The sequence below is a fragment of the Streptomyces sp. NPDC008313 genome (assembly GCF_042956125.1).
Classification (GTDB): domain Bacteria; phylum Actinomycetota; class Actinomycetes; order Streptomycetales; family Streptomycetaceae; genus Streptomyces.
The window spans coordinates 169,689-195,676 of record NZ_JBIBFR010000013.1 but is presented as its reverse complement, the minus strand read 5'-3'; the positions used below and the strand labels follow the sequence as shown (position 1 = coordinate 195,676).

The following is a 25,988-nucleotide window of genomic DNA, read 5'->3' as shown; positions in this document are numbered from 1 at the left end:
CCGGAGTGGCCGCCTGCGGGACGACGTGGTGCGAAACCCCCCCGCGGGACACCGCGGAAGGCGGTCCTACGAGGGGTCGACCTCGCGCAGCAGGCCCGTCTTCACGTCGAAGACGAATCCGCGTACGTCGTCGGTGGCCAGCAGGAACGGCGAGGTGCGCACCCGCTGCATCGACTGCCGCACGTCCTGGTCGGCGTCGAGGAAGGCCTCCACCGCCCACGACGGACGCTGGCCCACCTCCATCTCCAGGTCGTGCCGGAAGTCCTCCGTGATCGACTGCATGCCGCAGTTGGTGTGGTGGATGAGCACGACGCTGCGGGTGCCGAGCGCCCGCTGGCTGATGGTGAGCGAGCGGATCACGTCGTCCGTGACGACACCACCGGCGTTGCGGATGGTGTGGCAGTCGCCCAGGTCCAGCCCCAGCGCCCGGTGCAGGTCGAGGCGGGCGTCCATGCAGGCCACCACCGCCACCTTCTGCACCGGACGGGCGTCCATCCCGGGGTCGGTGAAGGCGGCGGCGTAGCGCTCGTTGGCGTCGACCAGACGGTCCGTGACGGTGCCGGCCGCTATGGCGTCCTCGGGTTCTGTGGGTACTGATGCGGAAGTCGTCATGCCTATGACGTTACTGGTCACCCGCCGCACGGGCCCGCTGTGGGAGGGGACAAAGAACATGATCGCGGATTGTTGTGACGCGATCCACAACCGGGACGGGAACCCGTCGCGCCGGAGTTCCCCGCGTGTCCGCCGTCGCCGCGGGTCCCGGCACGCCGCCGCGAGGCCCGCCGCGAGCGGCCCGCGACGCGCAGGCCGGTTGATTGACCGCGCGACACCGTGGACTAAAGTGACGCGAAGCGGGAGGGCCAGGCTCTCCCCGCTGGACAGCATTCCCCGGAGGCCCGGCGACTTTCCGGAGCCTCCCCGCGTGCGCGGCGCGTACGTACGGCTCGGCCCCCTTCCGCTTCCGGCCGGCTGACGCTTCCGGCGCCGGCGGGCCACCCCCTCACCGGGGCATCTCCCCGGCACCGGCCGGCACAGGGCGGGGACCCGGCGGTGCGTGCGGCCGCGCCGGATCTGAGAGGGCCCCTTGAGCCAGAGTCGACATGTCCCGGTGATGCTCCGACGGTGCCTGGACATGCTGGCCCCGGCCCTGGCCGGACCGGGCGCCGTCGTCGTCGACTGCACCCTCGGCCTCGGCGGCCACAGCGAGGCGCTGCTCAGCCGGTTCCCCGAGGCCCGGCTCGTCGCCCTCGACCGGGACAAGGAGGCGCTGCGCCTCTCCGGTGAACGGCTCGCGCCCTTCGGCGACCGGGCCACCCTCGTGCACGCGGTCTACGACGAACTCCCCGACGTGCTCGCCCGGCTGGGCCTGCCGCGCGTCCAGGGCGTCCTGTTCGACCTCGGGGTCTCCTCGATGCAGCTGGACGAGGCGGACCGCGGTTTCGCCTACGCCCAGGACGCGCCGCTCGACATGCGCATGGACCAGACGACCGGCATCAGCGCCGCCGAGGTGCTCAACACCTACCCGGCCGGCGAACTCGTACGGATCCTGCGGGCCTACGGCGAGGAGAAGCAGGCCAAGCGGATCGTCTCCGCCGTCGTGCGCGAGCGCGAGAAGGAGCCCTTCACCAACAGCGCACGCCTCGTCGAACTGATCCGCGACGCGCTGCCGCAGGCCGCCAAGCGCACCGGCGGCAACCCCGCCAAGCGCACCTTCCAGGCCCTGCGCATCGAGGTCAACGGCGAACTCACCGTCCTGGAGCAGGCGATCCCCGCGGCCGTGAGGAGTCTCGCGGTCGGCGGCCGGATCGCCGTCCTCTCGTACCACTCCCTCGAGGACCGGCTGGTCAAGCAGGTGTTCGCGGCCGGCGCCGCCTCGACGGCGCCGCCCGGGCTGCCGGTGGTGCCCGAGCGCTACCAGCCGAGGCTCAAGCTGCTGACACGCGGTGCCGAACTTCCCACCGAGGAGGAGATCGCCGAGAACCGCCGGGCGGCCCCCGCCCGCCTGCGGGGAGCCGAACGCATCCGCGAGGACGCCGAATGAGCCACGAGAAGGGGGACGTGTGAGGCACACGAGGGGAAGGGCGCGTACGCCGAAGCCGCCTCACCGGGAGGACGCGTGAGCAGGAGACCCGAGCTGAGGGGCAGGGCCGCCCGGCTCGCCCGGCTCTTCCCGGCCGGCGCGCGGAAGGCCGCCCGCACCCCCTTCGTCCTGCTGGTCGTGCTGCTGCTCGGCGGCGGCCTGATCTGCCTCCTGGTGCTGAACTCCGCGCTCAGCGAGGGGGCGTTCCGCCTCGACGACCTCCAGGACGACACCAAGAGCCTCACCGACGAGGAGCAGCAGCTCCAGCGCGACGTGGACGCCTACTCCGCGCCCGACGCCCTGATGCGGCGCGCCAGCGAGCTGGGCATGGTCCCTGGCGGCGACCCCGTCTTCCTCGACCCCGACGGCACCGTCAGGGGCGTCCCCTCGGCCGCCGCCGGGCAGTCCGGCGTCAGCACCCGGGTGGTGCGGCCGCCCGAGGTCCTCGCCCCGCTGCCGTACCCGGCGCCCACCGCGGCCGCCTCCCCGGCCGGTGATCCGGCCGGCCCCTCCGGGCGGGACGCCGCGCCCACCCCGTCCGCACAGCCCTCCACGAACTCCGGCAGGTGACGGAAGTGTCCGACAGGGAACCGCCGCGCCGCCGCGTGCCCGGCCCCGCCAGGCCCGTACGCCCGAGCGGCGGACGGCGTCCGGGCCCCGGCGTCCGGCCCCCGCGCCGTCCGGGCGCCCCCGGAGCGGGCGGCCCCCGCGTCATCCGGCTCGGCAGCCCGCGGCCCCGGCTCCGGCTGGTCGGCCTCGCGCTGACCCTGGTCGTGCTCGCCTTCGTCGTACGGCTGCTCCAGGTGCAGGCCGTCGACGCGAGCACCTACACCGCCAAGGCGGAGCAGAACCGGTACGTGGGCCGCACCCTGGCCGCCGAACGCGGGGGGATCTCCGACCGCAACGGCGTCGAGCTGGCCACCAGCGTGGACGCGTACGACATCACCGCCGACCCCACGATGTTCACGCCGAAGGCCACGAAGACGAACGACGCTCCCCAGCAGGCCGCGGCCCTCCTCGCCCCGATCCTGAACCAGAGCGCCGAACGGGTCGCCGAGAAGCTCGGCACCAGGAACACCCGCTACACCCTGCTCGCGCACCGCAGGACCCCGCAGGTCTGGAAGCAGATCCAGGACCTGAAGGAGACCCTCGCGGCCAAGGCCGAGACCGACAAGGGCACGGTCAACGTCCTGGCCGGCGTCCTCGCGGTCCCCGCCAGCAAGCGGGTCTACCCGAACGGCGAACTCGCCGCCGGGATACTGGGCTGGGTCAACGCCGCGGGCAAGGGCGGCGGCGGCATCGAGCAGCAGCTGAACGGGACGCTGGCCGGCAAGGACGGCAAGATCCGCTACGCCCAGTCCGGCGGCCGCCAGGTGCCGACCGCCGGTTCCACGGAGACGCCCGCGGTGGCGGGTTCCGACGTCGAGCTCACCATCGACCGGGACATCCAGTGGGCCGCCCAGAACGCGATCAGCAAGCAGGTGGAGGAGTCGGCGGCCGACCGCGGTTACGTCATCGTCCAGGACACCCGCACCGGACAGGTCCTGGCCATGGCCAACTCGCCCGGCTTCGACCCCAACGACCTCTCGGACGCCGACCCGGACGCGCTCGGCAACGCCGCCGTCCAGGACGCCTTCGAGCCCGGCTCCACCGCCAAGGTCATGTCCATGGCCGCCGTCATCGAGGAGAACGTCGCCACCCCCGCCACGCACGTGATCGTGCCCAACCGGCTGCACCGCGGCGACCGGCTCTTCCAGGACGACGTCGACCACGACACCTGGAACCTGACGCTCAACGGCGTCCTCGCCAAGTCCAGCAACATCGGGACGATCCTGGCCACCGGCCAGCTCGGCAAGACCCAGAAGCAGGCCAACCAGGTCCTCTACTCGTATCTGCGCAAGTTCGGCATCGGCGGCGCCACCGGCCTCGGCTTCCCCGGCGAGACCAACGGCATCCTCGCGCCCCCCGGCAAGTGGTCCACCTCGCAGCAGTACACGATCCCTTTCGGCCAGGGCGTCTCCGTCAACGCGATGCAGGCCGCCTCCGTGTACTCGACCATCGCCAACGGCGGCGTTCGCGTCGAGCCGAGCCTCGTGCGCGGCACCAGGGGACCCGACGGCCGCTTCACCCCGGCCGCCGAGCCGAAGAAGACCAGGGTCGTCAGCGAGAAGACGGCGCGGACGGTCGCGCGGATGCTGGAGTCCGTGGTGGACGACGAGGAGGGCACCGGCAGCAAGGCGCGCATCCCCGGCTACCGCGTCGCGGGCAAGACGGGTACGGCGAACCGCGTGGATCCGGCCACCGGCAAGTACCACGGCTACACGTCCTCGTTCGCCGGATTCGCGCCCGCCGACAAGCCCCGCGTCACCGTCTACTGCGTGATCCAGAACGCCACACAGGGCAGCTACTTCGGCGGCCAGATCTGCGGACCCGTCTACAAGCAGGTCATGGAGTTCGCCCTGAAGACCCTCCAGGTCCCACCCACCGGCGCCGGGCCCGCCCGCCTGCCCGTCACTTTCTAGCCGTTCCCGTACGTCCAGAACCACCGATCAGGAACCGCCCGTGACAACGATCACTCCCGGCCCGGGCAACGACCCGGCCCCCCGCCCCTCACTTCGCTCCGGCGGGGGTGCGCCCGGTACGCTCACCGCCGTGCCACACGCTGATCAGTCCCAAAACACCCAGAAGGGCGCTCCTGTGACCTACCCGGGGCCGCCGCGACCGGTTCGGAACTCCGCCACACCCCTCGCGGAACTCGCCGGTCAGCTGGGTACCGCCCGGCCGCGGAGCGACGCCGGGGTCACGGGCATCACCCATGACTCCCGCGCCGTGCGCCCCGGCGACCTGTACGCCGCGCTGCCCGGCGCCCGGATGCACGGCGCCGACTTCGTGACCCAGGCCGCGGGCCTCGGCGCCGTCGCCGTGCTGACCGACCCGACGGGCGCCGAGCGCGCAGCGGCGACGGGCCTGCCGGTCCTCGTCGTCGACGACCCGCGCGCGCGGATGGGCGAACTGGCCGCCACCCTCTACGGCCGGCCCGGACGCGACCTGCTCCAGATCGGCATCACCGGGACCTCCGGCAAGACCACCACCGCGTACCTCGTGGAGGGCGGTCTGAGGACGGTCCGCAGCACCGGCCTGATCGGCACGGTGGAGATGCGCATCGGCGACGAGCGCATCAAGTCGGAGCGCACCACCCCCGAGGCCACCGACCTGCAGGCCCTCTTCGCGGTCATGCGGGAGCGCGGCGTCGAGGCGGTCGCCATGGAGGTCTCCAGCCACGCCCTGGTCCTCGGCCGGGTCGACGGCTGCGTCTTCGACATCGCCGTCTTCACCAACCTCAGCCCGGAGCACATGGAGTTCCACTCCGGCATGGAGGACTACTTCCAGGCCAAGGCACAGCTGTTCACGCCGGAGCGCAGCAGGCTCGGCGTCGTCAACCTCGACGACGAGTACGGGCGCCGGCTGGCCAAGGAGGCGGGCGTCTCCGTCGTCACCTTCTCCGCCGAGGGCCACCCGGACGCCGACTGGCGTGCCGAGGACGTCGAAGTCGGCCCGCTGGACTCGACGTTCACCGTCGTCGGCCCCGAGGGCGTGCGGATCTCCGCGAAGTCACCGCTCGCGGGCCCCTTCAACGTGGCGAACACCCTGGCCGCCGTCGTCGCCCTCGCCGTCGCCGGGCTCGACCCGCAGTCCGCCGCCGACGGCGTCGCCGCGGTGCCCGGCGTCCCGGGCCGGCTGGAGCGGGTGGACGCCGGCCAGCCCTACCTCGCGGTCGTCGACTACGCGCACAAGACGGACGCCGTCGAGTCGGTGCTGCGCGCGCTGCGCAAGGTCACCGAGGGCCGGCTGCACATCGTGCTCGGCTGCGGCGGCGACCGGGACAGGACGAAACGGATGCCGATGGGCGCGGCCGCGGCCCGGCTCGCCGACACCGCCGTACTGACCTCCGACAACCCCCGTGGCGAGGATCCCCTGGCGATCCTCGCGACGATGCTCGCCGGCGCCGCCGAGGTACCGGCGCACGAGCGCGGCGAGGTGCAGGTCTTCGAGGACCGTGCCGCCGCCATCGCCGCCGCCGTCGCCCGGGCCCGGCCCGGTGACACCGTGCTGGTCGCGGGCAAGGGCCACGAGCAGGGCCAGGACATCGCCGGTGTGGTCCGTCCCTTCGACGACCGCCAGGTGCTTCGCGAAGCTATCCAGCAGACCCAGGGATGAACTTGTGATCGCCCTCTCTCTCGCCGAGATCGCAGCAGTCGTCGGCGGGCAGACGCACGACATACCGGATCCGGCCGTACTGGTCACCGGGCCCGTCGTCAGAGACTCCCGGGAAGTGGAGTCCGGCAGCCTCTTCGTCGCCTTCGCCGGTGAACGCGTGGACGGCCACGACTTCGCCGCCGACGTCGTCGCCGCGGGGGCCGCCGCCGTACTGGCCTCGCGTCCCGTCGGTGTCCCCGCGATCGTCGTCGACGACGTGCAGAGCGCCCTCGGGGCGCTCGCACGGCACGTCGTCGAACGGCTCGGCGCCACCCTCGTCGCCCTCACCGGCTCCGCGGGCAAGACCAGCACCAAGGACCTCGTCGCCCAGGTGCTGGGGCGCAAGGCACCCACCGTCTTCACGCCCGGCTCCCTCAACAACGAGATCGGACTGCCCCTCACCGCGCTCAGCGCCACCGAGGAGACCCGCTACCTCGTCCTGGAGATGGGCGCCCGGGGCATCGGCCACATCCGCTACCTCGCCTCGCTGACACCCCCCAGGATCGGCATCGTCCTCAACGTCGGCAGCGCCCACATCGGCGAGTTCGGCGGCCGCGAGCAGATCGCGCAGGCCAAGGGCGAGCTCGTCGAGGCCCTGCCGGCGGCCGAGGACGGCGGTGTCGCCGTCCTGAACGCCGACGATTCCCTCGTCCGCGCGATGGCCTCCCGCACGAAGGCACGCGTGATCCTCTTCGGCGAGTCCGACGAAGCGGACGTACGTGCCGAGAACGTCCGCCTCACCGGCGGCGGACAGCCCTCCTTCAGCCTTCACACACCCTCCGGGTGCAGTGATGTGACCATGCGCCTGTACGGTGAGCACCACGTGTCGAACGCGCTCGCCGCGGCCGCCGTCGCCCATGAGTTGGGCATGTCCGCAGACGAGATCGCCCGTGCGCTCTCCGAGGCGGGCTCCCTCTCCCGCTGGCGGATGGAGGTCACCGAGCGCCCGGACGGCGTGACGGTCGTCAACGACGCCTACAACGCGAACCCCGAGTCCATGCGAGCCGCCCTGCGCGCGCTCGCGGCGATGGGCGAGGGGCGGCGGACCTGGGCGGTGCTCGGCAAGATGGCCGAGCTCGGGGACGAGGCGCTCGCCGAGCACGACGCGGTCGGACGGCTCGCCGTCCGGCTCAATGTCGGCAAGCTCGTCGCGGTCGGGGGCAGGGAAGCGTCCTGGCTGCAACTGGGCGCATACAACGAGGGTTCGTGGGGTGAGGAGTCGGTGCACGTGTCCGACGCACAGGCGGCTGTCGACCTGTTGCGCAGCGAGCTGCGCCCGGGAGACGTCGTTCTCGTGAAGGCGTCCCGGTCGGTCGGGCTCGAGAGCGTGGCGCAGGCGCTGCTCGAGACCGGTGCCGAGGGTGAGGTCGCCGCCCGATGATGAAGCAGATCCTGTTCGCGGGAGTCATCGGTCTGTTCCTGACTCTGATCGGCACGCCGCTGCTGATCAAGCTGCTGGCCCGCAAGGGGTACGGCCAGTACATCCGGGACGACGGCCCGCGCGAGCACCACAGCAAGCGCGGTACGCCGACCATGGGTGGTATCGCCTTCATCCTGGCGACGATCATCGCGTACTTCCTGTCCAAGGTGATCACGGGCTACCCGCCGACCTTCTCGGGTCTGCTGGTGCTCGGCCTGATGGCGGGGATGGGCCTGGTCGGCTTCCTGGACGACTACATCAAGATCGTCAAGCGGCGTTCGCTGGGTCTGCGGGCCAAGGCGAAGATGGCCGGACAGCTGATCGTGGGCATCGGCTTCGCCGTCCTCGCGCTGCAGTTCGCGGACAACCGGGGCAACACCCCGGCCTCCACCAAGCTCTCCTTCGTCCAGGACTTCGGCTGGACGATCGGCCCGGTGCTGTTCGTCATCTGGGCGCTGTTCATGATTCTCGCCATGTCCAACGGCGTGAACCTGACGGACGGTCTGGACGGTCTCGCGACCGGCGCGGCGACGATGGTCTTCGGCGCCTACACGTTCATCGGCGTCTGGCAGTTCCAGGAGTCCTGCGCCAACGCGAACACGCTGACCAACCCGAGCGCCTGCTACGAGGTGCGCGATCCGCTGGACCTCGCGGTCGTCGCCGCCGCCCTGATGGGCGCCTGCTTCGGCTTCCTGTGGTGGAACACCTCGCCCGCCAAGATCTTCATGGGGGACACCGGTTCCCTCGCGCTCGGCGGCGCGCTCGCCGGCCTCGCGATCTGCTCCCGCACGGAGCTGCTCGTCGCGCTGCTCGGCGGCCTCTTCGTCCTCATCACCATGTCGGTGGTCATCCAGGTCGGCTCGTTCCGCCTCACCGGCAGACGCGTCTTCCGGATGGCTCCGCTCCAGCACCACTTCGAACTCAAGGGCTGGTCCGAGGTCCTGGTCGTGGTCCGCTTCTGGATCATCCAGGGCATGTGCGTGATCGTCGGACTCGGCCTCTTCTACGCGGGATGGGCAGCACAGAAGTGACCGACTGGCAGGGCAAGAACGTCACCGTCGCCGGACTCGGCGTCTCCGGGATCCCGGCGGCCCGCGTCCTGCACGGTCTGGGCGCCGTCGTCACCGTCGTCAACGACGGCGACGACGAGCGCTCCCGGGCCCAGGCGGCGGATCTGGAGGCGCTCGGCGTCACCGTCCGCCTCGGCGACGGAGCGACCCTGCCCGAGGGCACCGGACTGATCGTCACCACACCCGGGTGGAAGCCCGACAAGCCGCTTTTCGCCGCTGCCGCCGAGGCCGGTGTGCCGGTCTGGGGCGACGTCGAACTGGCCTGGCGGCTGCGCGGCCCCGGCGCCGCGCCGTGGCTCGCCGTCACGGGCACCAACGGCAAGACCACGACCGTACGGATGCTCGCCTCGATCCTGGAGGCGGCGGGCCTGCGCACGGCCGCCGTCGGCAACATCGGGGTCTCGCTGCTGGACGTCGTGCTCGGCGACACCGAGTACGACGTGCTCGCGGTCGAACTCTCCAGCTACCAGCTGCACTGGGCGCCCTCGCTGCGCGCCCACTCAGCGGCCGTGCTCAACCTGGCCCCCGACCACCTCGACTGGCACGGCTCCATGGAGGCGTACGCCGCCGACAAGGGCCGCGTCTACGAGGGCAACCGGGTCGCCTGCGTCTACAACGTGGCCGACAAGGCCACCGAGGACCTGGTGCGCGCGGCGGACGTCGAGGAGGGCTGCCGGGCGGTCGGTTTCACGCTCGGCACGCCCGGCCCCTCCCAAGTCGGCGTCGTGGAGGGCATCCTGGTGGACCGGGCCTTCGTCGAGGACCGGCAGAAGAACGCCCAGGAACTCGCCGAGGTCTCCGACGTCGACCCGCCGGCCCCGCACAACATCGCCAACGCCCTCGCGGCGGCGGCACTCGCGCGCTCCTTCGGGGTGCCCGCCGCGGCCGTACGGGACGGGCTGCGCGCCTTCCGGCCGGACGCCCACCGGATCGAGCACGTCGCCGACGTGGACGGCGTCGCCTACGTCGACGACTCCAAGGCCACCAACACGCATGCCGCCGAGGCCTCCTTGGCCGCGTACGAGTCGGTCGTGTGGATCGCGGGCGGCCTCGCCAAGGGCGCCGTCTTCGACGAGCTGGTCGCGGGGGCCGCCCAGCGGCTGAAGGGGGCCGTCCTGATCGGCCGGGACCGCGCCCTCATCCGGGAAGCGCTCGCGCGACACGCCCCGGAAGTACCCGTCGTCGACCTGGGCCGGACGGACACTGGGGCGATGCCCGAGGCCGTCCGGGAGGCACGACGGCTCGCCGGGCCCGGGGACACGGTACTGCTCGCGCCGGCCTGTGCCTCCATGGACATGTTCACCAACTACAACAAGCGCGGTGACGCGTTCGCCCAGGCGGTACGCGAACTGCGCTCCTGACCCGGCCGCCTCGCCGGGCGGACTCGGGAGGGACGCGTGACACCGTTGTGGCCGGTTCGCCGCGGGTGTGGAGGCGCTGATGCCCGGTAGCCGTACCCGCAGACCTCCCGTGCAGCGGGGGGCATCCGGACCCGCCGCGGCGCGGGCCTCGCACGACAGCTCCCCGGGCCGGCTGTTCCAGCGCGCCCGCCGCGCCTGGGACCGGCCGCTCACCGCGTACTACCTGATCATGGGCAGCAGTCTGCTCATCACCGGACTCGGTCTGGTGATGGTCTACTCGGCCTCCATGATCACCGCGTTGCAGCTGTCGCTGCCGGGGTCGTACTTCTTCCGCAAGCAGTTCTTCGCCGCCGTCCTGGGCACCGTACTGCTGCTGGCCGCCTCGCGGATGCCGGTGAAGCTGCACCGGGCCCTGGCGTACCCGATCCTCGCGGGATCCGTTTTTCTGATGATCCTTGTGCAGGTGCCGGGGATAGGAGTGGCGGTCAACGGCAACCAGAACTGGATCTCCGTCGGCGGCCCCTTCCAGCTCCAGCCGAGCGAGTTCGGCAAGCTGGCGCTGGTGCTGTGGGGCGCCGACCTGCTCGCCCGCAAACAGGACAAGCGGCTGCTGGCCCAGTGGAAGCACATGCTGGTGCCGCTCGTCCCGGCCGCGTTCATGCTGCTCGGACTGATCATGCTCGGCGGCGACATGGGCACCGCGATCATCCTCACGGCCATCCTCTTCGGCCTGCTCTGGCTCGCCGGGGCACCGACCCGGCTCTTCGCCGGTGTGCTCTCCGTCGCCGCCACCATCGGCATCGTCCTCATCAGGACCAGTCCGAACCGGATGGCCCGTCTCGCCTGCATAGGCGCCACCGAACCGGGCCCCGACGACACCTGCTGGCAGGCCGTGCACGGCATCTACGCTCTCGCCTCCGGCGGACTCTTCGGATCCGGACTCGGCGCCAGCGTGGAGAAATGGGGGCAACTGCCCGAAGCGCACACCGACTTCATCTTCGCCATTACCGGGGAGGAACTCGGCCTCGCGGGGACGCTGTCGGTACTCGCCCTCTTCGCGGCTCTAGGCTATGCGGGTATCCGCGTGGCCGGACGCACGGAGGACCCCTTCGTGAGGTACGCCGCGGGAGGTGTGACCACCTGGATCACCGCTCAGGCGGTGATCAACATCGGTGCGGTGCTCGGTCTGCTGCCGATCGCCGGAGTCCCGCTCCCGCTGTTCTCCTACGGGGGTTCCGCCCTGCTTCCGACCATGTTCGCCATCGGTCTGCTGATCGCCTTCGCACGGGACGAACCCGCTGCACGGGCGGCGCTCGCGATGCGGCAACCTCGCTTTGGTAGAAAGCGAGCTGCGGTGAGAGGCTCCGCGGGGGGAGCGGGGCCTCGGAAGTGGAACACGATGCGACGGCGCGCCTCGGCGCGTTCGTCCGGAGAGCGGTGAATTTCGGTGCATGTCGTACTCGCCGGCGGGGGGACCGCCGGCCACATCGAGCCCGCGCTCGCCCTCGCGGACGCCCTGCGCAGGCAGGACCCGACCGTGGGCATCACGGCCCTGGGCACGGAGCGCGGACTCGAGACCCGGCTCGTACCCGAGCGGGGCTACGAACTCGCCCTGATCCCCGCCGTCCCGCTGCCACGCAAGCCCACACCCGAGCTGATCACCGTCCCCGGCCGGCTGCGCGGCACGATCAAGGCGGCCGAGCAGATCCTGGAGCGCACCAAGGCGGACGCGGTCGTCGGCTTCGGCGGTTACGTGGCCCTGCCCGCCTACCTCGCTGCCAAGCGGCTCGGCGTGCCGATCGTCATCCACGAGGCCAACGCCCGCCCGGGCCTGGCCAACAAGATCGGCTCGCGGTACGCGGCGCAGGTCGCCGTCTCCACCCCCGACAGCAAGCTGCGCGGCGCCCGCTACATCGGCATCCCGCTGCGCCGCACCATCGCCACGCTCGACCGCGCGGCCGTACGCCCGGAGGCCCGCGCCGCGTTCGGGCTCGACCCCGCGCTGCCGACGCTGCTGGTCTCCGGCGGCTCGCAGGGCGCCCGCCGCCTCAACGAGGTCGTCCAGCAGGCCGCTCCCCACCTCCAGCGGTCCGGCATCCAGATCCTGCACGCGGTCGGCCCGAAGAACGAACTGCCGCACGTGCAGCAGATGCCGGGGATGCCCCCCTACATCCCGGTACCGTACGTGGACCGGATGGACCTCGCGTACGCGGCGGCCGACATGATGCTCTGCCGCGCGGGCGCGATGACCGTCGCCGAACTCTCCGCCGTCGGGCTCCCGGCCGCCTACGTCCCGCTGCCCATCGGCAACGGCGAACAGCGGCTCAACGCCCAGCCGGTGGTCAAGGCCGGCGGCGGGCTGCTCGTCGACGACGCGGAGCTGACGCCCCAGTGGGTCCAGGCCAACGTCCTGCCCGTCCTCGCCGACCCGCACCGGCTGTACGAGATGTCCCGCGCGGCAAGCGAGTTCGGCCGACGGGACGCCGACGACCTGCTCGTCGGCATGGTGTACGAGGCGATCGCCTCACGCCATCGTTCATAACGCTTGAGGGAAGGCAGGGAGCGTGGCCGGACCGACGACCGCCGAGCGCGGCGAACGGAAGACACCGAGATCCGGCCCGCCCCGGCTGCCGCGTCTCCTGCGACTGCGCAGGCCTCGTAGGATCATCATCCTGCTGCTGGCCCTTGTGGTGCTCGCCGCCGGCACCCTCTGGACGCTCTACGGCTCCTCGTGGCTGCGGGTACGGAAGGTGTCGGCCTCGGGAACACGGGTACTGACTGCCGAACAGGTGCTGGAAACAGCCGACGTTCCGGTCGGGTCGCCGCTCATCTCCGTCGACACCGGGGCCATCGAGGCGCGACTGCGCCGGGAGCTGCCCCGGATCGACACCGTCGAGGTCGTCCGGTCCTGGCCGCACGGGATCGGGGTGAAGGTGACCGAACGCACGCCGGTCCTCGTCGTCGGGAAGGACGGCGGGGACGGCAAGGGCGACACGGGCGAAGAGGACGCGCCGGGCGAAAACGCCGGAAAGAGCGGCGAGTTCGTCGAGGTGGACGCCAAGGGCGTGCGGTTCGCCACGGTCCCGAGCGCTCCGAAGGGCGTTCCCCTGCTGGTCCTGGCCGTGCCCCGGTCGGTGGGCGGCGGCCGGTTCGGCACCGACCGGCTGGTGCGCGAGGCCGTGCGGGTCGCCCGCGCGCTCCCGGACGCGGTCGCCCGCGACACCCAGGTGGTCAAGGTCCGTTCCTTCGACGCCATCGCACTGGAGTTGAGCGGTGAGCGGACCGTCGTGTGGGGCAGCGGAGAGAAGGGCCGGGCCAAGGCGGCGACACTGGGCGCTCTCATGAAAGCAGCTCCGAAGGCCCGGCACTTCGATGTGAGTGTGCCCACCGCCCCCGCGTCATCGGTCAGTTGACGCACATCAGCGCAGGCCAGCACCCTGGCTGGGCATCGCTATGGCTGATCACATAGGGTGAAAAGAAAAACGGGAGGTTCGGCGTGTTCGTTGAACGTGCGCCACTTGTCGACTTAGTGTCCTGTTCGGAAGAGTCCAAGGAACAGGCACACTGGTAACCCTAAACTTCAGCGTTAGGGTTCGGGTCGGCGTTCGGACCGTCCCATTCGGCATCAGTCGTCGGATCGCGGCTCCCGCGAGGCGACGACACGTAACTCGAGGCGAGAGGCCTTCGACGTGGCAGCACCGCAGAACTACCTCGCAGTCATCAAAGTCATCGGTGTCGGCGGCGGTGGTGTCAATGCCATCAACCGGATGATCGAGGTCGGTCTCAAGGGCGTCGAGTTCATCGCCATCAACACCGACGCGCAAGCTCTGTTGATGAGCGACGCCGACGTCAAGCTCGACGTCGGCCGGGAACTCACCCGCGGTCTCGGCGCCGGAGCCAACCCGGCCGTCGGCCGCAAGGCCGCCGAGGACCACCGCGAGGAGATCGAGGAGGTCCTCAAGGGGGCCGACATGGTCTTCGTGACGGCCGGCGAGGGAGGCGGCACCGGCACCGGCGGCGCGCCCGTCGTGGCGAACATCGCCCGCTCGCTGGGCGCCCTCACCATCGGTGTGGTCACCCGCCCGTTCACCTTCGAGGGCCGGCGCCGCGCCAACCAGGCGGAGGACGGCATCGCCGAACTCCGCGAAGAGGTCGACACCCTCATCGTCATCCCCAACGACCGGCTGCTGTCCATCTCGGACCGCCAGGTCTCCGTCCTCGACGCCTTCAAGTCGGCGGACCAGGTCCTGCTCTCCGGTGTCCAGGGCATCACCGACCTCATCACCACCCCCGGCCTGATCAACCTCGACTTCGCCGACGTCAAGTCCGTGATGTCCGAGGCCGGTTCCGCGCTCATGGGCATCGGCTCGGCCCGCGGCGACGACCGGGCCGTGGCGGCCGCCGAGATGGCGATCTCCTCGCCGCTGCTCGAAGCCTCCATCGACGGCGCGCGCGGCGTGCTGCTCTCCATCTCCGGCGGCTCCGACCTGGGCCTGTTCGAGATCAACGAGGCGGCCCAGCTGGTCAGCGAGGCCGCCCACCCCGAAGCCAACATCATCTTCGGCGCGGTCATCGACGACGCCCTCGGCGACGAGGTGCGGGTCACCGTCATCGCGGCCGGCTTCGACGGCGGCCAGCCGCCGTCCAAGCGGGACACCGTCCTCGGCTCCTCCTCGGCCAAGCGCGAGGAGCCCGCGCCCGCGCGTTCCACCGAGAGCCGCCCGTCGTTCGGCTCGCTCGGCAGCGTCACCCCGCGCGAGGAGGCCCCCGAGCCCGCCCCGGAACCGGTCTCGAGCGAGCTGCCCCTCTCCTCCCCGCCGGTCCCGCCGTCCCGGACCTACTCGGACAGCGCGGCCGAGGAGCTGGACGTGCCGGACTTCCTGAAGTGATAGGACAGCGCTCCCGGACGAGCACAGCGAGCGGCGCCCACTTCGCCTTCACCGACCGGTGGGGCGGGGTGAGCGCCGTTCCGTACGAGGAGCTCAACCTCGGCGGGGCGGTCGGCGACGACCCCGGCTCCGTACGGACCAATCGCGAACTGGCCGCCAAGTCGCTGGGCATCGACCCGGCGGCGGTGGTCTGGATGAACCAGGTCCACGGCCGGGAGGTCGCCGTGGTCGACGAGCCGTGGGGGGAGCGTCCCGTGCCGGAGGCCGACGCCGTCGTCACCGCGCGCCCCGGACTCGCCCTCGCCGTCCTCACCGCCGACTGCACTCCGGTGCTGCTCGCCGACCCGGTCGCCGGGGTCGTGGCCGCGGCCCACGCGGGCCGCCCCGGCATGATCGCCGGTGTGGTGCCCGCGACCGTCGAGGCGATGACGCGGCTCGGCGCCGAGCCGTCCCGGATCGTCGCCCGGACCGGCCCCGCCGTGTGCGGACGCTGCTACGAGGTGCCGGAGGCGATGCGCGCCGAGGTCGCCGCCGTCGAACCGGCGGCGCACGCCGTGACCAGTTGGGGCACTCCGGCGGTCGACGTGAGCGCCGGAGTGCACGCGCAGCTCGAACGGCTCGGGGTGCGCGACCGGGAGCAGTCGCCGGTGTGCACGCTCGAGTCGGGCGATCATTTCTCGTACCGCCGGGACCGCACCACCGGGCGGCTCGCGGGCTATGTGTGGCTGGACTGATCGGGCATGACGAACCGCGAGGACCAACTCGCCGCGAATCTGGCGGCGGTCGAGGAGCGCATCGCGGCGGCGTGCTCCGCCGCCGGACGGACGCGCGAAGAGGTGACCCTGATCGTGGTCACCAAGACCTACCCCGCGAGCGATGTGCGGATCCTGTCCGGACTCGGAGTGCGTCATGTCGCCGAGAACCGCGACCAGGACGCCGCGCCCAAGGCCGCCGAATGTCGTGATCTGCCGCTTTCCTGGCACTTCGTCGGTCAGTTGCAGACCAACAAGGTGCGTTCCGTGGTCGGTTACGCCGATGTCGTACAGTCCGTCGATCGCCCCAAGCTGGTCACGGCTCTGTCCCGGGAGGCGGTCCGGGCGGGGCGCGAAGTGGGGTGTCTCCTGCAGGTCGCGCTGGACGCCGGGGAGAGCGCCCGGGGCGAGCGCGGAGGCGTGGCGCCGGGCGGGATCGAGGAGTTGGCGGGTCTCGTGGCCGCGACTCCGGGGCTGAGCCTCGGCGGACTGATGACCGTCGCGCCGCTCACCGGGCCTTATGCGGGGAATCAACGGGCGGCGTTCGACCGGCTGATGGATTTGTCGACTGTCCTGCGCGGGGGCCATCCGGCTGCCACCATGGTCTCGGCAGGGATGAGTGCGGACCTCGAACAGGCCGTGGCGGCGGGAGCGACACATGTACGCGTCGGCACTGCGGTACTCGGAGTCCGTCCCGGGCTCGGGTAACGTCGCCAAGAAGTCGGACCACAGCAGAAAATATGGTCATTACCGCTGATAGCGGGCATAACGACCTCGTGGATCGCGGGCACTTGGCACAATCGTCAGCCGATCCACCACAGAGCGGAGGACTCAGAGCATGGCCGGCGCGATGCGCAAGATGGCGGTCTACCTCGGCCTCGTGGAGGACGATGGGTATGACGGCCGGGGTTTCGACCCCGATGACGATTTCGAACCCGAACTGGACCCCGAGCCCGAGCGGGACCGCCGACGGCACGAGCCGTCGCTTCCGTCACACCAGACGCATCAGGCTCATTCGTCCGGGCGGGACGAATCGGTACGAGTGGTGCAGCCCCCGGTGCAGCGTGATCCGGTGTCCCATTCCGCTTCGCTTTCCGCGGAATCCGGACGTCCGGCACGAATCGCCCCCGTGGCATCCATCACACAAGAACGTCAGAGCCTGGAGAAGAACGCACCGGTGATCATGCCCAAGGTCGTGTCCGAGCGAGAGCCCTACCGCATCACCACTCTGCATCCCCGGACCTACAACGAAGCCCGTACCATCGGGGAACACTTCCGTGAGGGCACCCCGGTGATCATGAATCTCACGGAGATGGACGACACGGATGCGAAGCGACTTGTCGACTTCGCCGCCGGTCTCGTCTTCGGCCTGCACGGCAGCATCGAGCGGGTGACGCAGAAGGTGTTCCTGTTGTCGCCTGCTAACGTCGATGTCACGGCGGAGGACAAGGCCCGCATCGCAGAGGGCGGGTTCTTCAACCAGAGCTGAGCCGCACGACCGGAACGAAGCACGGAAACAGGGGAGAGGGACGCACGGATCATGAGCGTGGTCTTGGATGTCATCTACATCGCGCTGATGTGTTTCCTCATCGTGCTGATCTTCCGGTTGGTCATGGACTACGTCTTCCAGTTCGCCCGCTCGTGGCAGCCCGGCAAGCCGATGGTGGTCGTCCTCGAGGCGACCTACACTGTCACGGATCCACCGCTCAAGCTTCTGCGGCGGTTCATCCCGCCGCTGCGTCTCGGGGGCGTGGCGCTCGACCTGTCCTTCTTCGTACTGATGATCATCGTCTACATCCTGATCTCCGTCGTGAGCCGGCTGTGAACGATACGGTCTTGCCGAATGCCGACGACTACGTTGAGGTGAAGAGATGCCGTTGACCCCCGAGGACGTGCGGAACAAGCAGTTCACGACCGTCCGCCTCCGAGAAGGCTATGACGAGGACGAGGTCGATGCCTTCCTCGACGAGGTCGAAGCCGAACTGACCCGCCTGCTCCGCGAGAACGAGGACCTGCGCGCCAAGCTGGCCGCGGCCACGCGCGCCGCCGCGCAGAACCAGCAGAACCAGCAGCAGGGCATGCGCAAACCGCCCGAGCAGCAGGATCAGCAGCAGCAACAGGGACCACCGCAGGGTATGCGAGGTCCCGGCGCTCCCGTGCCCGCCGGCATATCGGGCCCGCCGCAGCAGCAGATGGGTGGCCCCATGGGTGGTCCGCCCCAGCTGCCGAGCGGTGCGCCGCAGCTGCCCGCAGGTCCCAGCGGACAGGGCGGCCCGCAGGGCCAGGGCCCCATGGGTCAGGGTCCGATGGGGCAGGGCCCCATGGGTCAGGGTCCGATGGGCCAGGGACCCGGCCAGATGCAGGGACAGATGCAGCACCCGATGGGCGGCCCGATGGGCGGTCCCATGGGCGGCCCTCCGCAGCAGATGGGCGGCCCCGGTCAGGGCCCGGGCGGCGACAGTGCCGCGCGCGTGCTCTCGCTGGCCCAGCAGACCGCCGACCAGGCGATCGCGGAGGCCCGTTCCGAGGCCAACAAGATCGTCGGTGAGGCCCGCAGCCGCGCCGAGGGTCTGGAGCGGGACGCCCGTGCCAAGGCCGACGCGCTGGAGCGGGACGCGCAGGAGAAGCACCGCGTCGCGATGGGCTCCCTGGAGTCCGCCCGCGCCACGCTGGAGCGCAAGGTCGAGGACTTGCGCGGCTTCGAGCGCGAGTACCGTACGCGCCTGAAGTCGTACCTGGAGTCGCAGCTGCGCCAGCTGGAGACCCAGGCCGACGACTCGCTGGCTCCGCCGCGCGCCCCGGCCGCGCCGTCCCTGCCGTCGCCGTCGGCGCCCTCCATGGCTCCGGCCGGTGCGAGCGCGCCGTCGTACGGCAACCAGGGCATGGGTGGCGGGCAGGCTCCGGCCGCGCCCTCCTACGGTGGGCAGCAGCAGATGTCGCCCGCGATGACCCAGCCGATGGCACCGGTGCGGCCCCAGGGGCCTTCGCCGATGCAGCAGGCGCCCTCGCCGATGCGCGGGTTCCTCATCGACGAGGACGACAACTGACGGCCATGAATACGCCTTAGGCGTCGGCAGCGTTCAAAGGGCGGGGCCCCCGGATTTCTCCGGGGGCCCCGCCCTTTGTCCGTGCCGCGTATGCGTCGGGGGAGAGGAGCGAGGCGGCGGGGGCGGGGGCGGAGGGAGGCTTCTCCCGCCTCGCCCCCTCCGCCCCGTACCGCCCCGGACTCGGTTCCTCAGACGCCCGAGACGCCCGAGACGCCCGAGACGCCCGAGGCGCCGATCCTCACGCCTTGCGGAGGCTGAACGTCAGGGCGAGCGGCTCGTCGGTGAACGGGCTGCCGAAGCCGTCGTCCGGCTCGCCCTGGGCGAAGGACGTGGCGAGGACCTCGTCGGCGATGAGCGTCGCGTGCTCGGTCAGGGCCGCGAGGACCTCCGGGGCCGTGGACGTCCAGCGCAGCTCGATCCTGTCGGCCACGTCGAGCCCGCTGTTCTTGCGGGCCTCCTGGATCAGCCGGATCGCGTCACGGGCGAGGCCCGCGCGGCGCAGCTCCTCGGTGATCTCCAGGTCCAGGGCCACCGTCGCGCCCGAGTCCGACGCCACCGACCAGCCCTCGCGCGGGGTCTCCGTGATGATGACCTCGTCCGGGGCCAGGGTGACCGTCTCGCCGTCGATCTCGACCGACGCCGTGCCCGCGCGCAGGGCCAGCGACAGCGCCGCCGCGTCGGCCTCGGCGACCGCCTTGGCGACGGCTTGTACCCCCTTGCCGAACCGCTTGCCGAGGGCACGGAAGTTCGCCTTGGCCGTCGTGTCGACGAGTGAGCCGCCGACCTCGGAGAGCGAGGCGAGCGAACTCACGTTCAGCTCCTCGGTGATCTGCGCGTGCAGCTCCTGGTCCAGGGCGTCGAAGCCGGTCGCGGCCACCAGCGCCCGGGACAGCGGCTGGCGGGTCTTGACGCCCGACTCGGCGCGCGTGGCCCGGCCCAGCTCCACGAGACGGCGCACGAGCACCATCTGCTTCGACAGCTCCGGGTCGATGACGGAGAGGTCCGCCTCGGGCCAGGAGGCCAGGTGCACGGACTCCGGGGCGTGCGGGCTCACCGGGACGATCAGGTCCTGCCAGACCCGCTCGGTGATGAACGGGGTCAGCGGGGCCATCAGCTTCGTGACCGTCTCGACGACCTCGTGCAGGGTGCGCAGCGCCGCCTTGTCGCCCTGCCAGAAGCGGCGGCGGGAGCGGCGGACGTACCAGTTCGACAGGTCGTCGACGAACGCGGACAGCAGCTTGCCGGCGCGCTGGGTGTCGTAGCTCTCCAGCGCCTGGGTCACCTGGTCGGTGAGCGCGTGCAGCTCGGAGAGCAGCCAGCGGTCCAGGACCGGGCGGTCGGCCGGGGCCGGGTCCGCCTCGCTCGGGGCCCAGCCCGAGGTACGGGCGTACAGGGCCTGGAAGGCGACCGTGTTCCAGTACGTGAGGAGCGTCTTGCGGACGACCTCCTGGATGGTGCCGTGACCGACGCGACGGGCCGCCCAGGGCGAGCCGCCGGCCGCCATGAACCAGCGGACCGCGTCCGCGCCGTGCTGGTCCATGAGCGGGATCGGCTGCAGGATGTTGCCCAGGTGCTTGGACATCTTGCGGCCGTCCTCGGCGAGGATGTGGCCCAGGCAGACCACGTTCTCGTAGGACGACTTGTCGAAGACCAGGGTGCCGACCGCCATCAGCGTGTAGAACCAGCCGCGGGTCTGGTCGATGGCCTCGGAGATGAACTGCGCCGGGTACCGGCTCTCGAACAGCTCCTTGTTCTTGTAGGGGTAGCCCCACTGCGCGAACGGCATCGAGCCCGAGTCGTACCAGGCGTCGATGACCTCCGGCACGCGCGTGGCCGTCTTCCCGCAGCCGCCCTGCGGGCAGGCGAAGGTGACCTCGTCGATGAACGGGCGGTGCGGGTCCAGGGCCGACTGGTCGGTGCCGGACAGCTCGGTCAGCTCCGCGCGCGAGCCGATGACCGTGAGGTGGTCGTCCTCGCAGCGCCAGACCGGCAGCGGGGTGCCCCAGTAGCGGTTGCGGGACAGGGCCCAGTCGATGTTGTTGTTCAGCCAGTCGCCGTACCGGCCGTGCTTGACCGAGTCCGGGAACCAGTTGGTCTTCTCGTTCTCCTCGAGGAGACGGTCCTTGACGGCGGTGGTGCGGATGTACCAGGACGGCTGCGCGTAGTAGAGCAGCGCGGTGTGGCAGCGCCAGCAGTGCGGGTAGCTGTGCTCGTAGGGGATGTGCCTGAACAGCAGGCCGCGGGCGTCCAGGTCCTCGGTGAGCTTCTCGTCGGCCTTCTTGAAGAAGACGCCGCCGACCAGCGGGACGTCCTGCTCGAAGGTGCCGTCGGCGCGGACCGGGTTGACCACGGGCAGGCCGTAGGAGCGGCAGACCTTGAGGTCGTCCTCACCGAAGGCGGGGGACTGGTGGACGAGGCCGGTGCCGTCCTCCGTGGTGACGTAGTCGGCGTTCACCACGTAGTGCGCGGGCTCCGGGAACTCGACCAGCTCGAAGGGCCGCTGGTACGTCCAGCGCTCCATCTCGGCGCCGGTGAAGGACTGCCCGGTGGTCTCCCAGCCCTCGCCGAGCGCCTTCCCGGCCAGCGGCTCGGCGACGACGAGCTTCTCCTCGCCGTCGGTCGCGACGACGTAGGTGACCTCGGGGTGCGCGGCGACCGCCGTGTTGGAGACCAGGGTCCACGGGGTGGTCGTCCAGACGACCAGCGCGGCCTCGCCGGCCAGCGGGCCGGAGGTCAGCGGGAAGCGGACGTAGACGGACGGGTCGACGACCGTCTCGTAGCCCTGGGCCAGCTCGTGGTCCGACAGGCCGGTGCCGCAGCGGGGGCACCAGGGGGCGACGCGGTGGTCCTGGACCAGCAGGCCCTTGTCGAAGATCTCCTTCAGCGACCACCAGACGGACTCGATGTACTCCGGGTCCATCGTGCGGTACGGGTCCTGGAGGTCGGCCCAGTAGCCCATGCGGGTCGTGAGCTCCTCGAAGGCGTCCGTGTGGCGGGTGACCGACTCACGGCACTTCGCGTTGAACTCGGCGATCCCGAACGCCTCGATGTCCTTCTTGCCGTTGAAGCCCAGCTCCTTCTCCACCGCCAGCTCGACCGGCAGGCCGTGGCAGTCCCAGCCGGCCTTGCGGCCCACGTGGTAGCCGCGCATCGTGCGGAAGCGCGGGAACACGTCCTTGAAGACGCGTGCCTCGATGTGGTGGGCGCCCGGCATGCCGTTGGCCGTGGGCGGGCCCTCGTAGAACACCCACTCGGGGCGGCCCTCGGACTGCTCCAGGCTCTTGGCGAAGATCTTCTGCTCACGCCAGAAGTCGAGCACGGCGTGCTCGAGCGCGGGCAGGTCGACCTGGGCGGGCACCTGGCGGTACGTCGGCGTTGTCATCAGCGAGCTTCCTCCGGCGGACTTTCTGCCTTCCGTCCGGAGGGACGAGAGCCGTGCGGCTACCTGACGTCACGTAGCCGCTGCGGACGCCGTGTGCGGCGCGCTCCCGCGGTACCACCCTCCTTGGCCCCCCGGTGCGCGGTGTGCACCGGTGAACCCCCTCATTGGGGTCGCGAAACCGGGTCTACCGGCCTCGGCCACTGGGCCTCGGCTTTCTTCCGGCGGCTCCGGGGTGATCTTCACGTCGCGCTCGCCCCCGGGCTCGCACCGTCCCCGGGTCGCTCATGGCTGCGTACGTCGCTACTCGTCCCCATCCACGCTTCTCGCTGCGGCCAGTGTACGGCGCCCCACGGACACCGGCCGACCGGATTTCCGGGGTACGCCGCGGGCGGTGGCGGGGCCCGCGGCGTGACCCGAATGGCCACGCGCGCGCGTGCGGATCGCGGGACACCGCGGCGGGCGGATTACCCGGCGGGGAGCGGGGCACAACGCAGGGAGGTTCCGCGGGCGACGCACGCGGGGCGGGCGAACGGTCGGTGCGCCCCGTTGCCGCGGGCCCGCAGTCGATTTATCGTCCCAGCACGATTCGCGTGCAAGATCACAATATGTGAAGGGGCCGCGGCCATGGTGGCGAAGAAGACCGCCGTACAGCAGCCGGCCGCATCGGCCGGCAAGAAGGCCGGCACGGCGAAACCGGCGGACGCGAAGGCTGCTGGGAAGAAGAGCGCGACCGCCAAGGCCGGCGGCGCCGCCCGGGCCGGCGCCGCGAAGGCGGCCGGTCCGGCGACAGGGGCCAAGGAGCCGAAGGCGGCGAAGGCGGCGAAGGCGGCCGGTACGGGCCGCGGGGCCAAGAGGACCGCCACGGCCGCCGGCACGGCGGACGGGGCCGAGGACGCGGCGCGGGCCGCGAAGAAGACGGGAGCCACGGCAGTGGTTGCGAAGAAGACCCCTGGTACGGCCACGGCGGCCGGGAAGCCCACCGCGGTCCCCAAGGCCCGTGAGGCCGCGGTGGAGCCCGGAGAACTCGCGGTCCGCCCCGGCGAGGACCCCTGGACCGCGCCGGAGGTCGCCGAGGCGCGCGCGGAGCTCCAGTCCGAGGCGCTGCGGCTGGGCACCGAGATCTCCTCGTCGCAGGAGGCGCTCGCCGGCCTCATGCGGGACTCCGGGGACGGCGCGGGCGACGACGAGGCGGACACCGGCACGAAGAACATCACGCGCGAGCACGAGATGGCGCTCGCGGCCAACGCGCGGGAGATGCTGGACCAGACCCGGCGCGCGCTGGAGCGGCTCGACGCGGGCACGTACGGGCTCTGCGAGAACTGCGGAAACGCCATCGGCAAGGCGCGGATGCAGGCCTTCCCGCGTGCCACGCTGTGCGTGGAGTGCAAGCAGAAGCAGGAGCGGCGCTGACCGGCCGGCCACGGGTCCGCCACGGATCGGCCCCGGCCGCTCCTGAGCCGTGCCCCGGGGCCGCCGTGTCGTACTCTCGTCCTCAGTCGGAAACCTAGGTTGAGGGACTCACGTGGCAGAGGCGGAGCGCATCATCGGTACCCCGGACGTTCCGGGGACGGCGGGGTCCGGTCCGGAACAGTCCGGCGACAAGGCGGACCCGGCCGGGCGTGCCGGCTCCGACGCGGCCCCGGAGGCCGGGTCCGGCGAGGCGAAGGACCCCGAGCGGCAGCCCCGGGGCCGCCGCAGGGTCGCCGTCCTCTTCGTCGTCGCCGTGCTGGCGTACGCCCTCGACCTGGCCAGCAAGATGATCGTGGTCGCCAGGCTGGAGCACCACGAGCCGGTCGAGGTCGTCGGGGACTGGCTGCGGTTCGAGGCGATCCGCAACGCGGGCGCCGCCTTCGGGTTCGGCGAGGCCTTCACGGTCATCTTCACCGTGATCGCGGCGGCCGTCATCGTGGTCATCGCGCGCCTCGCCCGCAAGCTGCACAGCCTGCCGTGGGCGATCGCGCTGGGACTGCTGCTGGGCGGCGCGCTCGGCAACCTCACCGACCGGATCTTCCGTTCCCCCGGCGTGTTCGAGGGCGCCGTCGTCGACTTCATCGCGCCCAAGCACTTCGCGGTCTTCAACCTGGCCGACTCGGCGATCGTCTGCGGCGGCATCCTGATCGTGCTGCTGTCCTTCCGCGGGCTCGACCCGGACGGCACCGTCCACCGGGACTGACGTTCGACTCCGGTCAAGCGGTGTCCGGCCCGTCCGGCATACTCGACGGGTGAGCACGATTCCCGAGATCCGAACCCTGCCCGTGCCCGACGGCCTGGAGGGCGAGCGCGTCGACGCCGCCATCTCGCGCATGTTCGGCTTCTCCCGCACGAAGGCCGCCGAGCTCGCCGCGGCGGGGAAGGTCACGGTCGACGGCTCGGTGGCCGGAAAGTCCGAGCGGGTGCACGGCGGCGCCTGGCTCGAGGTGGAGATGCCGCAGGCGCCCGCCCCCGTCCGGATCGTCGCCGAGCCCGTCGAGGGCATGGAGATCGTGCACGACGACGACGACGTGGTCGTGATCGTCAAGCCGGTCGGCGTGGCCGCCCACCCCAGCCCCGGCTGGTCGGGACCGACCGTGATCGGCGGCCTGGCCGCCGCCGGGTACCGCATCTCGACCTCGGGCGCCGCCGAGCGCCAGGGCATCGTGCACCGCCTCGACGTGGGGACCTCCGGCCTCATGGTCGTCGCCAAGTCGGAGTACGCGTACACGTCGCTCAAGCGCCAGTTCAAGGAGCGCACGGTCGACAAGCGCTACCACACACTGGTGCAGGGCCACCCCGACCCGACGAGCGGCACCATCGACGCGCCCATCGGCCGCCACCCGAACCACGACTACAAGTGGGCCGTGACCGCCGAGGGCAAGGCCTCCGTCACGCACTACGACCTGATCGAGGCGTTCCGCGCCGCGTCCCTGCTCGACGTGAAGCTGGAGACCGGCCGCACCCACCAGATCCGCGTCCACATGGCCGCCCACCGCCACCCCTGCGTCGGCGACCTGACCTACGGCGCGGACCCCACCCTCGCCAAGCGGCTCGGTCTCACCCGGCAGTGGCTGCACGCGGTGCGGCTCGGCTTCGAGCACCCGGGCGACGGCCGGTGGGCGGAGTTCGCGAGCGACTACCCCGAGGACCTGCAGAAGGCCCTCGACAAGGTGCGTGAGGAGAGCTACGCGTGAGCGCCGCCCGCACCGTGCGGGTCGCCGGGGACGCGGCCGACCGTGAGGCCTGCTTCACGGTCCGCAAGGAGGTCTTCGTCACCGAGCAGGGCGTCCCGCAGGACATCGAGTACGACGCGTACGACGCCGGTGCCCTGCACGTGCTGGCGGTCCGCGAGGACGGCACGCCGCTCGGCACCGGGCGCCTCCTGCACGGCGAGGCGGCTGCGGCCAAGACCGGTGGCGATCCGGCCGTCGGCTCCCTGGGCCGGCTCGCCGTGACGCGCGAGGCGCGCGGGCTGGGCGTGGGGGCCGCGCTGGTGCGCGCCCTCGAGGACGCGGCACGCGCGCACGGTCTCACGGCGGTCGACCTGCACGCGCAGACCCACGCGCTGGCGTTCTACGAGCGGCTGGGATACGTGGCCTACGGGCCGGAGTTCCCCGACGCGGGCATCCCGCACCGGGCCATGCGCCGCACCCTCTGACCAGCCGCACCTTCTGACCGCCGCGCCCTCTGACCCGCCGAGCCCCCTGACCCGCCGCCCGGACCTCCGCCGGTGAGCCGTGTCCGCCGGCGTACACCG

The 25,988-nt window shown here is 71.5% G+C and carries 22 protein-coding genes; 20 read left to right on the top strand and 2 right to left on the bottom strand.

The features are described from left to right. Nucleotides 1-66: 66 nt before the first annotated feature. A complete protein-coding gene (locus ACFY93_RS19485) occupies nt 67-612 on the bottom strand; it encodes a carbonic anhydrase (RefSeq protein WP_391360347.1) in 546 nt (181 codons plus the stop codon). 472 nt (nt 613-1,084) lie between these two features. Between ACFY93_RS19485 and rsmH the strand changes: the two genes are divergently transcribed. The 16 genes from rsmH to ACFY93_RS19405 all read left to right on the top strand — a co-directional run bounded on the left by rsmH (nt 1,085) and on the right by ACFY93_RS19405 (nt 18,876). Next, nucleotides 1,085-2,041 carry a 16S rRNA (cytosine(1402)-N(4))-methyltransferase RsmH gene (gene rsmH, locus ACFY93_RS19480; protein ID WP_391360346.1) on the top strand — a complete coding sequence of 319 codons (957 nt, stop codon included), beginning with the start codon at nt 1,085-1,087 and terminating at the stop codon, nt 2,039-2,041. A 75-nt stretch (nt 2,042-2,116) separates the two neighbouring features. Beyond that, on the top strand, nt 2,117-2,650 hold the full coding sequence (locus tag ACFY93_RS19475) for a hypothetical protein (RefSeq protein ID WP_391360343.1): 534 nt from the start codon (nt 2,117-2,119) through the stop codon (nt 2,648-2,650). A gap of 5 nt (nt 2,651-2,655) precedes the next feature. After that, entirely contained in the window at nt 2,656-4,602 is a 1,947-nt protein-coding gene (locus ACFY93_RS19470) for a penicillin-binding transpeptidase domain-containing protein (RefSeq protein WP_391360340.1), read from the top strand. Between the two features lie 175 nt (nt 4,603-4,777). Further along, entirely contained in the window at nt 4,778-6,298 is a 1,521-nt protein-coding gene (locus ACFY93_RS19465; protein WP_391360337.1) for a UDP-N-acetylmuramoyl-L-alanyl-D-glutamate--2,6-diaminopimelate ligase, read from the top strand. A 4-nt stretch (nt 6,299-6,302) separates the two neighbouring features. Then, a complete protein-coding gene (gene murF / locus ACFY93_RS19460; protein WP_391360336.1) occupies nt 6,303-7,718 on the top strand; it encodes a UDP-N-acetylmuramoyl-tripeptide--D-alanyl-D-alanine ligase in 1,416 nt (471 codons plus the stop codon). Beyond that, on the top strand, nt 7,715-8,788 hold the full coding sequence (gene mraY / locus ACFY93_RS19455; RefSeq protein ID WP_391360333.1) for a phospho-N-acetylmuramoyl-pentapeptide-transferase: 1,074 nt from the start codon (nt 7,715-7,717) through the stop codon (nt 8,786-8,788). Before murF ends, mraY begins: the two co-directional genes overlap by 4 nt. Then, nucleotides 8,770-10,188, top strand: a complete 1,419-nt coding sequence (murD, locus tag ACFY93_RS19450; protein WP_391360330.1) for a UDP-N-acetylmuramoyl-L-alanine--D-glutamate ligase — start codon at nt 8,770-8,772, stop codon at nt 10,186-10,188. The genes mraY and murD overlap by 19 nt, the downstream gene beginning before the upstream one ends. A 79-nt stretch (nt 10,189-10,267) precedes the next feature. Continuing rightward, entirely contained in the window at nt 10,268-11,629 is a 1,362-nt protein-coding gene (gene ftsW / locus ACFY93_RS19445) for a putative lipid II flippase FtsW (RefSeq protein WP_391360327.1), read from the top strand. Nucleotides 11,630-11,635: 6 nt separating this feature from the next. After that, nucleotides 11,636-12,730, top strand: a complete 1,095-nt coding sequence (murG, locus tag ACFY93_RS19440) for an undecaprenyldiphospho-muramoylpentapeptide beta-N-acetylglucosaminyltransferase (RefSeq protein ID WP_391360324.1) — start codon at nt 11,636-11,638, stop codon at nt 12,728-12,730. Between the two features lie 22 nt (nt 12,731-12,752). Continuing rightward, on the top strand, nt 12,753-13,601 hold the full coding sequence (locus ACFY93_RS19435; RefSeq protein ID WP_391360323.1) for an FtsQ-type POTRA domain-containing protein: 849 nt from the start codon (nt 12,753-12,755) through the stop codon (nt 13,599-13,601). Between the two features lie 276 nt (nt 13,602-13,877). Beyond that, a complete protein-coding gene (gene ftsZ, locus ACFY93_RS19430; protein ID WP_391360320.1) occupies nt 13,878-15,077 on the top strand; it encodes a cell division protein FtsZ in 1,200 nt (399 codons plus the stop codon). Continuing rightward, nucleotides 15,074-15,811: a peptidoglycan editing factor PgeF gene (pgeF, locus tag ACFY93_RS19425; RefSeq protein ID WP_391360317.1), complete on the top strand. Its 738-nt coding sequence runs from the start codon at nt 15,074-15,076 to the stop codon at nt 15,809-15,811. The genes ftsZ and pgeF overlap by 4 nt, the downstream gene beginning before the upstream one ends. A gap of 6 nt (nt 15,812-15,817) precedes the next feature. Further along, the gene (locus ACFY93_RS19420) at nt 15,818-16,537 is read left to right on the top strand and encodes a YggS family pyridoxal phosphate-dependent enzyme (RefSeq protein WP_391360314.1); all 720 of its coding nucleotides are present in this window, start codon (nt 15,818-15,820) and stop codon (nt 16,535-16,537) included. 130 nt (nt 16,538-16,667) lie between these two features. Continuing rightward, nucleotides 16,668-17,318 carry a cell division protein SepF gene (locus tag ACFY93_RS19415; RefSeq protein ID WP_391360313.1) on the top strand — a complete coding sequence of 217 codons (651 nt, stop codon included), beginning with the start codon at nt 16,668-16,670 and terminating at the stop codon, nt 17,316-17,318. 51 nt (nt 17,319-17,369) lie between these two features. Continuing rightward, a complete protein-coding gene (locus tag ACFY93_RS19410) occupies nt 17,370-17,654 on the top strand; it encodes a YggT family protein (RefSeq protein ID WP_391360310.1) in 285 nt (94 codons plus the stop codon). A 46-nt stretch (nt 17,655-17,700) separates the two neighbouring features. Then, nucleotides 17,701-18,876 carry a DivIVA domain-containing protein gene (locus ACFY93_RS19405; RefSeq protein WP_391360307.1) on the top strand — a complete coding sequence of 392 codons (1,176 nt, stop codon included), beginning with the start codon at nt 17,701-17,703 and terminating at the stop codon, nt 18,874-18,876. 238 nt (nt 18,877-19,114) lie between these two features. On the opposite strand, the gene ileS is transcribed toward ACFY93_RS19405, so the two are convergent. Beyond that, nucleotides 19,115-22,258, bottom strand: a complete 3,144-nt coding sequence (gene ileS / locus ACFY93_RS19400) for an isoleucine--tRNA ligase (protein ID WP_391360305.1) — start codon at nt 22,256-22,258, stop codon at nt 19,115-19,117. Between the two features lie 624 nt (nt 22,259-22,882). On the opposite strand from ileS, the gene ACFY93_RS19395 reads away from it, so the two are divergent. The 4 genes from ACFY93_RS19395 (at nt 22,883) to ACFY93_RS19380 (ending at nt 25,889) form a co-directional block, all read left to right on the top strand. After that, nucleotides 22,883-23,668 (top strand): TraR/DksA C4-type zinc finger protein, encoded by a 786-nt coding sequence (locus tag ACFY93_RS19395; RefSeq protein WP_391360302.1) that lies wholly within the window; start codon nt 22,883-22,885, stop codon nt 23,666-23,668. Nucleotides 23,669-23,780: 112 nt separating this feature from the next. After that, nucleotides 23,781-24,431, top strand: coding sequence for a signal peptidase II (lspA, locus tag ACFY93_RS19390; RefSeq protein WP_391360299.1), 651 nt, complete (start codon nt 23,781-23,783; stop codon nt 24,429-24,431). 49 nt (nt 24,432-24,480) lie between these two features. Beyond that, nucleotides 24,481-25,425: an RluA family pseudouridine synthase gene (locus ACFY93_RS19385; protein WP_391360296.1), complete on the top strand. Its 945-nt coding sequence runs from the start codon at nt 24,481-24,483 to the stop codon at nt 25,423-25,425. Beyond that, complete coding sequence (locus ACFY93_RS19380; protein WP_391360294.1) at nt 25,422-25,889, top strand: GNAT family N-acetyltransferase; 468 nt, start codon at nt 25,422-25,424, stop codon at nt 25,887-25,889. Before ACFY93_RS19385 ends, ACFY93_RS19380 begins: the two co-directional genes overlap by 4 nt. Nucleotides 25,890-25,988: the final 99 nt, after the last annotated feature.